This is a genomic window from Massilia sp. (assembly GCF_031995545.1).
In the GTDB taxonomy this organism is placed as follows: Bacteria; Pseudomonadota; Gammaproteobacteria; order Burkholderiales; family Burkholderiaceae_D; genus Telluria.
Genome location: NZ_DAMAGA010000034.1, coordinates 1 through 14,547 on the forward strand (window position 1 = coordinate 1; position 14,547 = coordinate 14,547).

Here is a 14,547-nt window from a genome sequence, read left to right on the forward strand (position 1 = left end):
GACATTTCAACTTTGCCAGAAGCGGACATTTGAACTTTGCCTTTACAAACCCTACCAGTTCGAATTACACCAGGCGGCCAGAGCACGCGTCGCCATCAGCCCATGATTTCACGGCGTCTTGCAGTTGGTAGTGCTGGCAATCAGCGTCGCCCCGCAACTCGTCTTATCGCCATCGAATGCGATTTTCTGGCCATCGACCTTGTGATGGGCGGAACCACTCTTGATCGTGCAGCCATTGTGTCCAGCGATCGGACAACTGCACAGGTCGCCAACGCAGGCGACAGGAATACCGCCGACCTTCAAATGACTGGCGCTGGCGCTGAGCACCTTTCCGCCGTGTGTGGTGGCGTCGCCGAGCCGGATGATATTGCGCATGATAGGTCTCCCGTGTCGATAACGAATCAGTCCGCGACAGCTTCGTGTTCCTGCTGCGCCTCAGTACCCAGCACCGAGGCGACCGTCGGCGGCTTGTAGTTCTCCGGATCGATGCTCGGCTGGACCATGTGCTTGAACACGTTCAAACCCTGCTCGTTGCGTTTTTCCTCGGCTGGGGGGCTGATGAAGACAATGCTGGCGCCGGCCGGATCGCGCAGGTTGATCGCCGCCGACGGACCGCCCTCGATATAGCTGCCCATGACGCCGACCGCCATCTGCACGAAGAAGGTCGCGGCGCCGGTGTTGCCCATGCGACGCTCGGTGTCGATGAACTGCGAGGTCTTGCCGCTGTCGATGACCGGACCGCCCTGGGCCGCGTATCCGTGCAACAGGCCTTCGAGTGCGATCCGCTGTTCGGTGTTCTTGTCGAAGGCGGCGATGATGCGCGATGGTCCGGCGGTGCGCGCGGCTTCCGGCAATGTGTGCAGCGCCTGCTGCCAGCCTGCCTCCAGGATTTTCTGGCGGGCGTCGCGGCGCTTGACCGGCTGGCCGTGTTCGTCCTCGAACTTCACGAAGACCGGGCGATGGACGAAGCCGAGCGAGGGAAGGCGGTCGAAGGCTTCCATCTGGTTACGGTTCCAGGGCAGGGGGAACCAGGGCGTGGGTTTCCAGTCTTTGGGTGGGTGGTTAGCCCAGCGCTTGAAGGTGTCGAGCAGGGTGCCGTCCTTGTGCTCGAAGACGGGTTGCTTGGCGAAGGCGGCCGCAGCAGGGAACCACTCTGCAATTGTTGGTTGCCTGATGTATCCACCAGTCATGGTCATCGGGTCATATGGCGGGGAGATAGCGTGTTCAAGCCTGATATACATATAACGCAGGTTTTCCTGCAGATAGTCGTTGTTGTGATCTTCCCAGATGTACGGGCGTAGAGGTTCCACCCGCTCTCGTCGTGCAAGAACGAAAACTGCACTAGCGTCCGCATATTCGGGTATGTAATAACCGGTCCGAACCCGTTCCGCACCGCCGGGTAGCTGCATATGTTCGCGCATCACGTCGTTATCGGTCGATAGCAGCACGAGATAGGGAAGGTCTGGATTGGCATCAAACATTGCAAAGGCCTGTTCCAGTAACTGGTCCGGACGTTCGCTGAGTTGCCATGGCCCGGTAACGAATAGGTGCCATGCCATTCCTGTACCTTCAGCGCTAGAGGCAAGGCCGGCCATCGGGTTTGACGCGCTGGGCTGAATCTCTGGGTTACTATTCGGCCCCCCCGCATACATAGTTGGCACACCCCAAAACATGGGAGATGGATCAGCGCCGTTTTCTAGAGCATCGCAGGCTCGGCTTCCAGTCTGACCAATTTTATCGAAGTCGGTCCACGGATATTTCTTGGGGTCGGACTCGCGAATACTGGCGTAGGCGTTTCCTTCCTGTAGCACATTCCACAGTTTTCCCTGTCGGTATTTTTCGACTGTTACTCCCAGTCCCAAGACTTCGAGCACATATTCGCGTTGAGCTTTTTTCGATGCTTGTAGCAATTCCTTTTCCTTGAGCTGCTTGGTTTTCTGTTCCCATGCGTGTTTGCGCTCATAAGCAGCATGAGTGTCAAACAGCCATTTGCCACAAAATAGGACTGACACTGCAAGCAGCGGTACAACGAACCGGCGCAGAAATTCCATCATGGTCTCCACATTGAGGTTTGTGAGTTCTGGGCGCAGGTATCGAAGATCGAGTATTACCCATAGCAAAAGCACAAACGGAAAAGTAATGATTGCTCCTAACACATATTTCCAAGTGGTAGGTGTATCGCCGGGGAAGTCAGAGGAAGCGTAGTTCATATCTAATCCTTTCGGAGGATATCTTCGCCATGTTGCGTTTCCAAATAAACGTGTTAGTTATAGGCATCGACACGTTCGCCTGATGTAATCTCAGTAATGACGATACTCCAGAGCTTGCCTGTGAGTAGCGGAAGATTGTTAGGAAGTACGCCAGAACTGTAGTAGTTAGCGTTTCCGTAAATAAGGTGTTTTCGTGAATCCGGCTCGCAATCATAGTAAGCACTAAATCTATGGTTGAACTGCTTCCACGTAGTTATTCCAACACGGGGAAGGTCTTCTGGTTTCGCTATTTTTAGCCGCCAATCCGCCACCGCACACAAATAGGCAAGAAACTTTGAATCACTCGACGCCTTCCCGCTACCGATCGACAGGTCATACGCTGTCACATGCCGATGATTCTTGCGGCTGCCAAAAATTACGCTATGGAAGGACTTTGGACTGACTTCGTTTTGCCAACGTCTGCGTGCAATGTTCGGACTTTCCTGCACACTTGCCTGGATCGTACCGTCAGGTTTGCGAATCGCAGCGATGATCCGATAAGCCTCATCCGGATTGGTGTTGCCAGGTATTTTCGCGGCGTTATACGTTTTCGTCAGTTTGTTCAGGTCGTTTACAGACAAAATCTCCGGCAGATTATCTTCCGGAGTATCACCCTGTCTTCTCGATACTACCTTGCTGATCTTCGGCGGCATTAGTTCGAAGGTCGCGTTCAAGCCACCACTGCCAGTCACCGCAATAGCGGCGTCGATGGGATCGACCGATTCGCCTGGCCCGCCATCTTCCGGCTTCATTTTTCCCCAGCGTGACGCTGCTGGAATCTGGCCAGCATCGATCTGACTGCCCCGCATGTCCGCAGCAAACGGGACCTTCAACGCCTCGCCATTGATCGTCCGAAGGCCATGACGCCGCGCTGCAGGACCGGCAAGCGGATCGGCGTGAGCGCTGGCGATGGGCAACGATGCGCGCGTGTCCCGGCCATCCTTTGCGACGTGCGCATGGTCGTCTTCGGTCGCCAGACGCAGGATGAAGTCGTGCGGTGCCTGGCCGACCAGCACCTGAGATGGTTTGTTCGACCCTGCCGGCGTTCGAAGCTTCCCTGTGAACACGCGCTGGCGAAATGAGGACCCGAGTTCAGCAAGTGCCGCGCGCACGCGTTTTCCATCCGACCTGATCGATCCTGGCAGCCCGTCATATACGGCATTCTTATTGTTCAACCGCGAGATCGCTCTGCGCGTATCGTTTACATGATCCGGTACACCTTGCCAACCGATACCCCGCATATTGTCGAGCGCGACGGTCATGTCTTCCGGGCAGAAATAGAGATACACCTTGCCACGGTTATCGCGATCGCCGTCCGGCTTCCATCTGCCATGGACCATGCCGCCACAATCACGTTCGCCTATGCTGGCGAATGCCGGCTCGGCTCCCCGCGATTTGGCAACACCGGCCACGATGTTGACCAGTGTTTGCAGTCTTGCGTGGACAGTTTGCCGGCCGTCGATGAGGTCATAAAAATCCTCCATCGCCTCGTCCTTGTCCCCTTTGAAATAAGTCATTGACTTCATCATCTTGCCCATCTCTTCATCCAGGCCATAAGGCGGATGCGTGAGAATCAAGGTGTCGGCAGTGCGCTCGCCCATCTCCATCAACAATGCCTGCGCCAGCAGGCTCACGAGGCAGCCCTGGCTGTGTGCGACGATATTGACCGTGTCCTTCGGTTCATACGAACGGATCATCGACACCAGCGCAGCGAGCCGCTGCGCGGCCAGCACCATGTACATGCGGCCAGGTCCCGTGCGAAGGGGGCGCAACGAATCGCGCACCGGATCTAGCGGCGAGTACATCCCGCGGTTCCACATATCGGGCAAGGTGCTGGTCGCATTGCCAAACGGGCCGCCACCTTTGGACAGATCCTTGTCCAGGCGATTGCCATTCCGGTCGGTTTTCTGTCCATTCAGCGTTTTCGATTTGTCCGTTGCTTCGCGAAAACCCCAATAGAATGGAATCACCGGCGTGTCCGAATCCGGCGCTACCGACCGCTTGAAAAATACCGCATCGGGATCATCCAGAAGAACGCTCTTGTCCTTCTCAACCGGCATCTTGTACCCCGCCGCCTTGAACTTGCGCAGCAACCGATCCTGCAACCCCGCGCACAACCCTTCCTCCACCTCGCAATACCCGGTGCCCACATCGTTCACCCCATGCACCACGATCACGTTGCACGGCTGCTCGCGCGGCACCTCCACCACCTTGTCCCTGGTACGCTCACACTGCAGCAAGGTCGCCGCGCGGCTCACCACATACTCTTGTTTCGGATACGGTTTCCCGGACATTGCCTTCCTCCTCGGTCAGGATTGTTCGCCGCCGCGCAGCAGCGCCACGTCCACCATATGCATCGCATCGCGCGCCAGCAACTCGGACTTGCCATCGGCGCCGCTGCGCGCATCCAGGCTGCTGCCGTCGCTCAGTGTCAGCGCCATCTTCATGTCCTTGACGATATCGCCCAGGGGCTCGCTCCCGTCTTCGCCCGCCACCCCGCGCGGATAGCGCAGCTCCAGCCGCTGGTCCGCGCCGGCGCTTGAAAACTCCGGCAGCTGCGCCGTCATCGACTGGGGCCCGTCGAAGGTGAAATCCGGCGCATGGAACTTGAGCGGCTCCTTGCTGCCCAGGACCGGCGGCCCGTCACCCAGTTTCAGGAACGAGCCATCCTGCGCAATCAGCAAGATCACCTTGGCCGAGATGGTCGTCGTGCCTTCGCTCGCGCTCAAGGACATATTCTTCGCCGAATCGATCGCCGTGTCGTCGTGCTGGCTTTGCAGCAGCAACTTGCCGTGATGGGCGATCGCGTGCAGGCCGCCGTAGTGCGCGAACAGCGACACGCCCTTGCCGGCATTCAGGGCGAAGCGCTGGCCCGCCGTCAGTTGCAGATGCTGCTGCGCCACGGTGTCCACATTGCTGGCTGAATAGCTGACGATGGCCTTCGAACTGGCAAAGCCGATGCCGGCCGGCGCGGTCACGGCGATGACCGGTTCGCGTGGTTCGGGTGCCTGCGGCATCGTGTTGCTGCCATCCTCCCAGCCGGCAAAGCGTTTCAGTAACGCTTCCTGCTCCGCGGCGTCGGTTGCAAGCCCGTTATGCTCGGCCGCGAACGTTCCCAGCGAGGTACACAGTTCGCCGCACTCGCGCAGCAGATTCAGATAATCGTCGCGCGCCAGCTGGCTGCCTTTGGTGCTGCCGCTGCCAAGGAGTTTCCAGGCACTGAGCAGGATGCCGCGTGTAGCGTGCAGCGCAATGGCTTCCTCGGTGCGCAGTTCGGCGCCCTCGCCACGCGCTCCGGCACTGCCTTGCTGGCGCGGCTCGGTCAGATAGCCGAGATTGAGTTCGGTGGCGGCATGGTCGCTCGCCAGTTGCGCGCTGATCTGCCCGGACGTGTCGTCCAGCCGCAGCTGGTTGCCGCGCTCGCCGCGGATTTCCCGGCTGCGCAGGCCCGACTGGTAACAGTTGCCGGGCAGTCCGTCCTCATGGCGGAAGTGCGGCGGCGGGGCGGCGCCGTTGTAGATCTGCGAGACGATTACCGGTTTGTCGGGATCGCCGCCTGCGAAAGCCACCAGCACTTCGGCTCCCACTGGCGGCAGCAGGCGCGCGCCGCACTGGTCGCCGGCGCCCGGCCCGTTGCCGGCCCAGCCGGAGGCAACCCGTACCCACGCCGAGTCGCCATCCCGATCCGAACTGCCGGCGCCAGACGCGTGCGCGTGATCCTGCGCCCGGGCTGCGGGAAAGCGGATCTTGACCCGCCCCAGATGGTCGCACCAGACGGATTCGTTTTGCGGGCCGACCACGATCGCAGCCTGCAATTGCGGTTGCGGCAGTACCGGCGCTGGAGGCACGATGCGCACGCTGCGCCGCACGCAGCTGAAGCTGGTCAGGTAACGCTGCGGCGAATCGCCACTCCCGGCAATGTCGTCCTGCACCACACCGTTCCAGCCACTGCGCGCAAACAGCCGTCCGACCCGCGCCGTGATCTCTGCCGGCAGATTGTTGATGGCGACGATTCTCTGCGCCGTGACCACGAACTCGCGTTCGGTGGCAGGGTGGGTACCGATCTCCGGGTGTCCTTCGAAACTGAACCATTCGCCGACCGCCAGGTCGCGTACCGACCCTTCGCCATGGAAGCACTTCGCCGCATATTCGTGGCGCGCCATCCGGGTGTTGTCGAGTGCCTGCAGGTCGTATGGGCCGTCACCGATGCGGGGCGGCGCCGTGCGGTAGTCTTCGAGACCGGCGGCCAGTTCGCTGCCGTAGCGGCCCTGGTCGGCATGCGTCGGCGCGCTGCTCATCATGAACGCGGCGCCGGCCGGCTGCAGGTAATCCCAGCTATGCAGCGCCGTGTTGCCGGGCACCAGCGTGCGCTCGGCGCTCCAGGCCGTGATCGTGTCGCGCTGTTCGGTGGCGGCGTCGCGGTGGAACCATATGCTGGCGGCGGCGTTGCGTGCCAGGCTACGCGTATCGTCGAACAGCACCAGTGAGTGGCCGATCCGCGGCGGGGCACGGCCATCCGCCGGGCGCTGTGCGTCCTCCAGGCCGGGGCGGAAGAACCAGGCGATGCCGCGCCGCTGCAGCAGGCGGCGGACGAAGGCGGCGTCCGACTCGTCGTGCTGCATCGTGAAGCCGCGTTGCGGCGGCGGGCGATCGAGCAGGCCGCTGTCGATGTGGAGTGCGAAGCTTGCGCCGAGGGCGGGGATGTTCCGTTGCCACTCCTTGACCAGGAGCTCGACGATCTCCAGCTCGTTCTGGTCGCGCAATACGCGCGTGTTGGTCTTTCCCTCCATGACTGCAAGCGCATCGCGCATCGTGAGCTTATAGGTGGCCAGGCCGCCATCGCTCTGGCCCGAGGCGGCCCCCGTCACGATACCGCACCAGCGGCGCAGGTTGCCGCGGTCGGTGACGACCTGCAGTTCGATCGGTACACCGATGAAATCCTTGAGCGGCAGCGTCGCGCTTTCGGAAATGCAGAGAATGTGGAAGGTGAAGCCGCCGCATACCGACTCGCTGCCGCTCACCTGTTGCGGCAGCAGCGCGCATTCGTCCTGTGCGCCAGGGCGCTCCAGGACCAGGCGCAGCGGGCGGTTGCGTGTGTCGAGCCGGCAGGAAGCCAGGGCGGCCGCCAGCGCGGCCGTGTGATTGGTCATGGTTGTGGTTCCTCGAACGTTATCGTCATCACTGCTGCGGCGGCGTGTTCTCGCCAAAATACTCATGCGAATCGGCGTTGTTGACCGCGCGCTCGGGCGCCGTGCGCGCCAGCTCGGCCGCGGCCGCCTGGCCGTACACGTGGTCGTCGGTGCCGGCCACCACGTCGAAGTGGCTCAGCTCGTGCACCAGCGTGCCGCCGCGCGAATCGGTGCCGGTGAGCGCCGCGGCCCAGAATGCCTTGCACACCCAGACCGTGTACGGCCGCGCCGGATACACGTAGGCAAAATACGGTTCGTCGCAATCGCAGTCGATCTTGACCGGCCTGGTCTCGAACGCGTCCTTGATCGCCGTGAAGTTGGCGCTGACCCTGGCGCCGCGGGTGGCGTCCGGCGCGCCGAACCAGGTCGTGTAGCGCGCGCCGTAATCCGTGCCCGCGCCCAGGTAGGCGTGGCTGTCGGCCGCCATGGCCCGGCCGGCGTCCATGGCCGTGACCAGCTGCTCTTGCTGGGCGTTCGAGCAGTTGCTGTAGGAGAGGCCGGTGCCGGTGGTTTCCGGCGCCAGCACGGCGCCCTTGCTGCCGCGCGGCAGGCGGCCGTCGATCCACAGGTTGACCGCGTTCGAGGTCAGTTCGCCGGCCAGCGGCTGCGGCGTGGCCGGGTTCTTGGCGGTGGCGGCGGTGGCCGGCACGGCCGGCGCCCGGTAGCGCACCGTATAGGCGCCAGTGACCGTCATTTCGTACAGCCTCGACAGCTCGACCGTCTGCGTCAGCGAAGCGCCCGGCTCGAGCCGCAGGAAGTCGGCCGGGCCGGGCGCGGCGCGCTTGATGTGGCGTCCCAGATAGGTCACCGGCTGGCCGTCGCGCCGCACGTCGAACAGGGCGTCGTCGATGCCGTCCAGCGGCGTGCGCCAGCGCAGCACGTACTGGACTGCGGCCGCGGTGTTGGTCAGGGTGACCCGCACCAGCACGTCTTCGCCGCGCTTGATCGTGGTTTGCAGCGGCGCCAGCGTGACGGTCACGGTAGCCAAGGCCGGCGTGGAGAGGGCGCAGGCGGCGGCCACCAGGGCGGTGGCGCACAGCGCCGCACGTGGGAACAGAAGGGTAGGGCAGAGGTTCATGGCTTCTCCTGAGATATGTCCATCAGCCACTTTCTGCCCACCGGAGCGGAATGGTTTGCGCCGCCCCAAACGCTGTGTTCACACTGTTTGCTCCAGGAAAGTAACCATGCGGCAAGTACAGCAAATAAACAACAGGTATGGATCAAATGTCTATAAACACCCAATGTTGGTGCTGTCTGTTTGCTATCATGCAACGAACATATCCCAGAAGCTATTAATTCTTGGCTAGATCAACAGCCAGAGGCAGTTTCCATGACATTCCAGACCAACGACGCAGCGCGCCAGACTCCGGCGCATACCAACTCGCGGCCCGCGCATGCCGACCGGGCCGGCCCCAACATGCGCGAGACGCCGGAAATGATCGATGCCATCGCCCACGCGATCGGCCTGGATGGCGCGGAACTGGCCGCGCGCCGCCGTTTCCTGGAATTCGACGAACGCGACGTCGCCGTGCTGCGCGACGTGCACGAGTTGCTCGAAGCCGAGCGCGACACCTTCTCGGACACGTTCTACGCCCACCTGCTGGACTTCCCGCGCATGCGCGAACTGCTGGGCGACAGCGACACCACGGCGCGCCTGCGCCGCGCCCAGTCCGGCTATTTCAGCAGCCTGACCGGCGGCGAGTATGGCGAAGCCTATGTGCGCGAACGCCTGCGCGTCGGCGCCACCCACCAGCGCATCGGGCTCGATCCGAAGTGGTATATCGGCGCCTACCGCAAATACCTGTCCGAGCTGTTCGCCATGCTGCGCCACAAGCTGCGGCACGACCCGGAACGGCTCGGCGCCAGCTGCGACGCGGTGCTCAAGATCGTCTGCTTCGACATGGGACTGGCGCTGGACACCTACGCCCACGCCGACCAGCGCAGCGTGCTGCAAAGCCGCGCCTACCTGGAGCAGGTGATCGAGGCCATGCCGGCCGGCCTGGCGGTGATCGACGCGGCGCGCCGGGTGCGCTCGATGAACCGCAGCATGGCCGACCTGCTCGGCACGCCCGAGGAAGCGGGCGGCGCCGGCCTGCCGCTGGCCGCCATCCTGCCGGATGCGGAACTGGCGGCGCGCATCGACGAGGCGCTCAGCAGCGGCGCGGCGCAGCACGATGTGCTGGTGACGCTGGACGGACGCGCCGACGGCGTGCGCCACGTCGAATTCAATATCCGCCGCATGCAGCAGGACGACGGCGACATGCTGCTCCTCATCGGCCAGGACGTGACGTTCCGGCGCAAGGCGCGCCTGCGCCTGCAGGAGAGCGAGGAATTCTTCCGCCTCACCTTCAGCCAGGCCGCGGTCGGCATCGTGCTGCTGGGCGCCGACGGGCGCCTGCTGCGGGTCAACCGCAAGATGGCGCAGATCCTGGGCTATACCGAAGTCGAGCTGCTGCAGCGCTTCTTCCAGCAACTGACGCTGGAAGCCGACCTGCCCGACGAGCTGGCCCTGATCCGGCGCCTGAAGGCGGGCGAGATCGGCGACTACCAGCGCGAGCGGCGCCTGGTGCGGCGTGACGGCAGCCCGGTGTGGGTCAACGTCAGCGTCTCGATGATGCGCGACGCCAACGGCAACCAGCGTTTCATCTCGGTGGTCGAGGACATCTCGCGCCGCAAGCTGGCCGAGGAAGCGTTGACGCGCCTGGCCAGCCACGACACCCTGACCGGCCTGCCGAACCGCCTGCTGCTGCAGGACCGGCTGGCGCAGGCGATCGTGCACGCCGGGCGCACCCGCAACCAGGTGGCGGTGATGTTCATCGACCTGGATCGCTTCAAGCACGTCAATGACAGCCTTGGCCATGACGCCGGCGACCGCATGATCGTCGAGATCGCGCGCCGCCTGGCCGCGTCCTTGCGCGAAAGCGACACCGTGGCGCGCCAGGGCGGCGACGAATTCGTGGTGGTGCTGCCGGAACTGTCGGGCGAAGGCGATGCGGCGACCGTGGCGCGCAAGCTGCTGGACAACCTGTTCCAGCCGCTGCTGCTGTGCGGCCAGGAAGTGTTCCCGACCGGTTCGATCGGCATTGCCATGTATCCGCGCGACGGGCTGGACGCCGCGACGCTGCTCAAGAATGCCGACAGCGCCATGTACCAGTCAAAGGGGCAGGGCGGCAACCACTTCAGTTTCTATGCGGCCGCGCTCGGCCTGCATGCGGCCGAGCACCTGCGCCTGGAAGGCGCCCTGCAGCGCGCGCTGCAGCGTCAGGAATTCCTGCTGCACTACCAGCCGGTGGTCGATATCGCCAGCGGCGCGGTGAGCGGCGTCGAAGCGCTGCTGCGCTGGCAGCCGCAAGGCAAGGCGCTGGTGCCACCGTCGGACTTCATTCCGCTGCTGGAAGAGACCGGCCTGATCGTGCCGGTTGGCGAATGGGTGCTGGCCACCGCGATGGCGCAGCAGGTGGCGTGGCGCCGCATGGGCTTGCCGCCGGTGCGCATCAGCGTGAACCTGTCGGCGCGCCAGTTCCTGGGCCAGGACGTGGCGCGGCAAGTGGGCATGCTGATCGAACGGAGCGGCTGCGACCCGGCATGGCTGACGCTGGAAATCACCGAAAGCGTGCTGATGCAGAATCCGGTGGCGGCCGCCGCCACCATGGAGCGGCTGGCGGCGATGGGCGTGCAGCTGGCGATCGACGACTTCGGCACCGGCTATTCGAGCCTGGCGAGCCTGAAGCGCTTCCCGATCCACAGTCTCAAGATCGACCGCTCGTTCGTGAGCGACCTGACGCGCGACGCCGACGATGCCGCCATCGTCAACGCCGTGATCGCGCTGGCGCATTCGATGCGCCTGAACGTGATCGCGGAAGGGGTGGAAACCCAGGAACAGCTGGACTTCCTGTCGGCGCGCGGCTGCGACCAGATGCAGGGCTATTGCTTCAGCCGCCCGGTCGCGCCGCAGGGGATCGAGGCCTTGCTGCAGGCGGCCAAGGCCGCCTGAGAGCCAGCCACGAGGGCAGATCAGGAAGTGCGGTGCGGGCTGTCGCCCGGCGTGCCCGAGCTTTCGGCGCCGTCGGCCAGGCGCTTGCTGACACGATCGTCGCTGGCGCGGCCGACGTAGCCGTCCTTGCCGCCGTCATTGGTGGTGCCCGGTGCGCCGCCATTGGCCGCGCCGCCGATCGCCGACTGGCTGTTGCCGCCGGCCTCGGACTTGCCGAGCACGCCGCCGGTGATCGGGCCGCCGGCATTGCCGTGGCTGGTCTGCGCGGCGCCGGCCGGGCCGACATTGCTTTCCGGCGAAGCCTTGGCGAAGTTGCTCTGGATGCCGGACTGGCGCGAACCGTCGCGGTTGGCCGAGCCGATGCTCGAGTCGCCGGCGTCGTCGTCGGCCACGAAACCGGACAGCGAATCCGGGCCGCTGGCGCGCAGGCCCGAATCAGTGTCCTGCCGGTTGCCGCGGTCCTGGTCGGCGCCCTGGCGGTTATCGTCACGCTGATCGTCGCGAATGTCCTTCGAATCCTGCTTGCTCATTATGATCTCCTTCGTTGCCTGTGTTCGATGGATGCATGTGTGGCGTGCTTGCCGCTTTCCCAATAGGAGCCGCCGCCGCGGCGGCGTAGGAATCGGCGGACGAAAGCCCTTAGCGGGCAGCCGCGGCGGCGCGCTGCAGCACCTTGAATTGCGCAGCCAGCATCGCTTCGTTCGGATCGTGGCCGGCGCGCGGCACCACGATGAAGTCCTTGGCCGGCGCCTCGATCACATCGAAATAGCGGCGTGCCACGCCCTCGTTCGATAGCAGGTCTTCCTTGCCCATCACGAAATAGACCGGCAACGCGAAGCGCGTACCCATGCGATACAAGTCATAGCGCGACGAGATGCCATCGCCTTTGTAACCGACGAACTGGATATACGAATAATCCTCGCCCGCGGTATAGTCGGCCTCGTATTTGGGTGTCGTGTATTGCGGCGCCGGTTGCCACCACGCTTTTGGCGCCGGATCGCTCGCCAGCGCCTCGACCTTGCGGTCGATACGGCGCGCGATGCCGAAGGCGCGCGGATCGGTCCACGGCGGCGCGCCGATCGCTTCCAGTTTCGCCACCGCGTCGGCATCACCCGCAGCGCGCACCCGTTGCAGCAAGACGTCATAGAACGCCTTGTCGTTGGCCTTGTGCTCGATGACCTGTACCACGCCGACATACGCGTGGAACAGGGCGGGACGCGCATGCGCCATCTGGATGCCCAGCATCGAACCCCACGAGCTGCCCAACAACAGCAGCTTGCGCTTGCCCAAGTGGTGAGTAGCGTATTCGGCCACGGCAATGCCGTCCGCCGTCAGCTGTTCCATGGTGAGCGGTTCGTCTTCACGCGGCGGCTTGCGGCCATAGGTCATGCCCGAGCCGCGCTGGTCCCAATGCACGATCGTGAAGTCTTTCTCCCATGGACCGAACAGGTTATGCGAATACGGCGTCAGAGGATTGCCGGGGCCGCCATGCACCATCAGCAGCACCGGATTGCCGCAGCGCTCGCCTTTGATGGTGACCCATTGCTCGATGCCGTTGATGGGAACAAAGCCCTGTTCGTCGATCGGCTTGGCCGGATCTTCGCAGGCGGCCTGCGCAACGACGGGGAGGGAGAACAGCACGGCACACAGCAGGGCGGCAAAGCGTTGCATCAAGGACTCCTTGGCAATCGAATCGTTCAGGATATGAAACAAATATCTGAACGGCAAGCAATTGCTGGGGGCAGTCGCTTGGGGACAACGACAACGCCGGTCAACCTGCGCGGCGCGTATGCTCGATGGATACCTGCTGCACCGGAACCACAGCATCGTTCGCCGCATGCGCCAGCGCCGGCTCCGGCGCCAGCGCATGCACCCGGTTGCGCCCGGCCGCCTTGGCCGCGTACAGCGCCGCATCGGCGCGCGCCATGGCGGCCTGCAAGGTTTCGCCTTCCGCCAGCACGGTGACGCCGATGCTCAGCGTCAGCGGCGGCTGGCCCGGTGCCGCGGGCAGAGCGGTGGCGGCCGCGCATACCGCCGCCTGCAGCTTGTCGCCGACCCCGGCGGCATAGCCGAGCCCGGTATCCGGCAGCAGCACCGCGAATTCGTCGCCGCCCAGGCGCGCCACGCAATCGACCGCGCGCAGCGTGGCGCGGGCGCGCTCGGCCACCAGTTGCAATGCCAGATCGCCGGCATGGTGGCCGCAGCTGTCGTTGATCGCCTTGAAGTTGTCGAGGTCGATCAGCATCAGTGCCAGCGGCTTGCCCGACCGCGTGCTGCGGGCGCGCTCGCGGGTGGCGATCTCGAAGAAGGCCTTGCGCGACCAGGCGCCGGTCAGGTGGTCGTGGTTGGCGGCATATTCGGCGCGGTGCACGATGTGGCGGTGGGTGGTCAACAGGCCGCCCAGGATCAGCGCCGGCAGCGCCAGCGCGGCGGCGGTCAGGATGAACACGCTCCAGAGGCTCGGCTGCAGCAGCGAGGTCGGCGCCTGCTCGGCGCCCCACAGCCAGGCCATGCGTCCCATGTGGCCGAGCGCGACCGTGGCGCACATGGCCAGCACGAACCAGTACACGTGGTGCGGCTGCTGCCAGTCGCGCCGCCCGGCCAGTACGGTGCGCCCGATCTCGACGCATACCGCGGCCTGGAACAGCGAGGTCACGGCGCTGCGTCCGGCAAAGGAATCGGCGACATGGTGGAACAGGGCGATCAGCACCCCGACCAGGGCTACCAGCAAGCTCAAGAGCAAGGTGCGCGGGGAACGCCCGGCCAGGATGCGGTAGCCGGCCACCAGCGCCGCCCCGGCGCCGGCATAGGACACATTCGCCGCTTCATAGGCCAGCAGCGGCGGCAGCTCGCGTCCGAAGGCGTACAGGACATTGCCGACGATGCCCAGCAGCGCCGCCAGCAGCAGCGCGCGCATGCCGCGCACGCCTTCCGCCGCGACCGAGCACAGCGCCAGCAGCACCAGCAAGCAGAGCAGGGACGCGATCAGGAATATCTGCTGGGTGACGAGCATGTAGGGATGAGCGGGAACGCGCCGCGGCAACGGCGTGGAAATGGCAATTGGGAGAATTCGGGTGAAGTATCCATTATGCCGCCGTTACGAGCTCATGCGTCA

General features: G+C 64.0%; 9 protein-coding genes. 1 reads left to right on the forward strand and 8 read right to left on the reverse strand.

The features are described from left to right. Window positions 1-108: 108 nt before the first annotated feature. The 5 genes from RTQ83_RS19065 to RTQ83_RS19085 are packed head-to-tail and all read right to left on the reverse strand — an operon-like array spanning window position 109 to window position 8,516. Window positions 109-375 carry a PAAR domain-containing protein gene (locus RTQ83_RS19065; RefSeq protein WP_312517941.1) on the reverse strand — a complete coding sequence of 89 codons (267 nt, stop codon included), beginning with the start codon at window positions 373-375 and terminating at the stop codon, window positions 109-111. 26 nt (window positions 376-401) lie between these two features. Further along, window positions 402-2,210, reverse strand: a complete 1,809-nt coding sequence (locus RTQ83_RS19070) for a DUF2875 family protein (RefSeq protein WP_312517944.1) — start codon at window positions 2,208-2,210, stop codon at window positions 402-404. Window positions 2,211-2,263: 53 nt separating this feature from the next. Then, window positions 2,264-4,543: a DUF3274 domain-containing protein gene (locus RTQ83_RS19075; protein ID WP_312517947.1), complete on the reverse strand. Its 2,280-nt coding sequence runs from the start codon at window positions 4,541-4,543 to the stop codon at window positions 2,264-2,266. Window positions 4,544-4,558: 15 nt separating this feature from the next. Continuing rightward, on the reverse strand, window positions 4,559-7,399 hold the full coding sequence (locus tag RTQ83_RS19080; RefSeq protein WP_312517950.1) for a type VI secretion system Vgr family protein: 2,841 nt from the start codon (window positions 7,397-7,399) through the stop codon (window positions 4,559-4,561). A 28-nt stretch (window positions 7,400-7,427) separates the two neighbouring features. Beyond that, window positions 7,428-8,516 (reverse strand): M35 family metallo-endopeptidase, encoded by a 1,089-nt coding sequence (locus RTQ83_RS19085; RefSeq protein ID WP_312517952.1) that lies wholly within the window; start codon window positions 8,514-8,516, stop codon window positions 7,428-7,430. 252 nt (window positions 8,517-8,768) lie between these two features. Here RTQ83_RS19085 and RTQ83_RS19090 point away from each other — a divergent pair, with 252 nt between their 5' ends. After that, entirely contained in the window at window positions 8,769-11,432 is a 2,664-nt protein-coding gene (locus RTQ83_RS19090; protein ID WP_312517955.1) for an EAL domain-containing protein, read from the forward strand. Between the two features lie 20 nt (window positions 11,433-11,452). Here the strand turns inward: RTQ83_RS19090 and RTQ83_RS19095 are convergent, their stop codons facing one another. From RTQ83_RS19095 to RTQ83_RS19105, 3 genes are all read right to left on the reverse strand, one after another. Continuing rightward, entirely contained in the window at window positions 11,453-11,962 is a 510-nt protein-coding gene (locus tag RTQ83_RS19095; protein WP_312517957.1) for a hypothetical protein, read from the reverse strand. Window positions 11,963-12,071: 109 nt separating this feature from the next. Beyond that, window positions 12,072-13,103 (reverse strand): alpha/beta hydrolase, encoded by a 1,032-nt coding sequence (locus RTQ83_RS19100; RefSeq protein WP_312517959.1) that lies wholly within the window; start codon window positions 13,101-13,103, stop codon window positions 12,072-12,074. A 100-nt stretch (window positions 13,104-13,203) separates the two neighbouring features. Continuing rightward, window positions 13,204-14,445 carry a GGDEF domain-containing protein gene (locus RTQ83_RS19105; RefSeq protein WP_312517962.1) on the reverse strand — a complete coding sequence of 414 codons (1,242 nt, stop codon included), beginning with the start codon at window positions 14,443-14,445 and terminating at the stop codon, window positions 13,204-13,206. Between the last annotated feature and the right edge of the window lie 102 nt (window positions 14,446-14,547).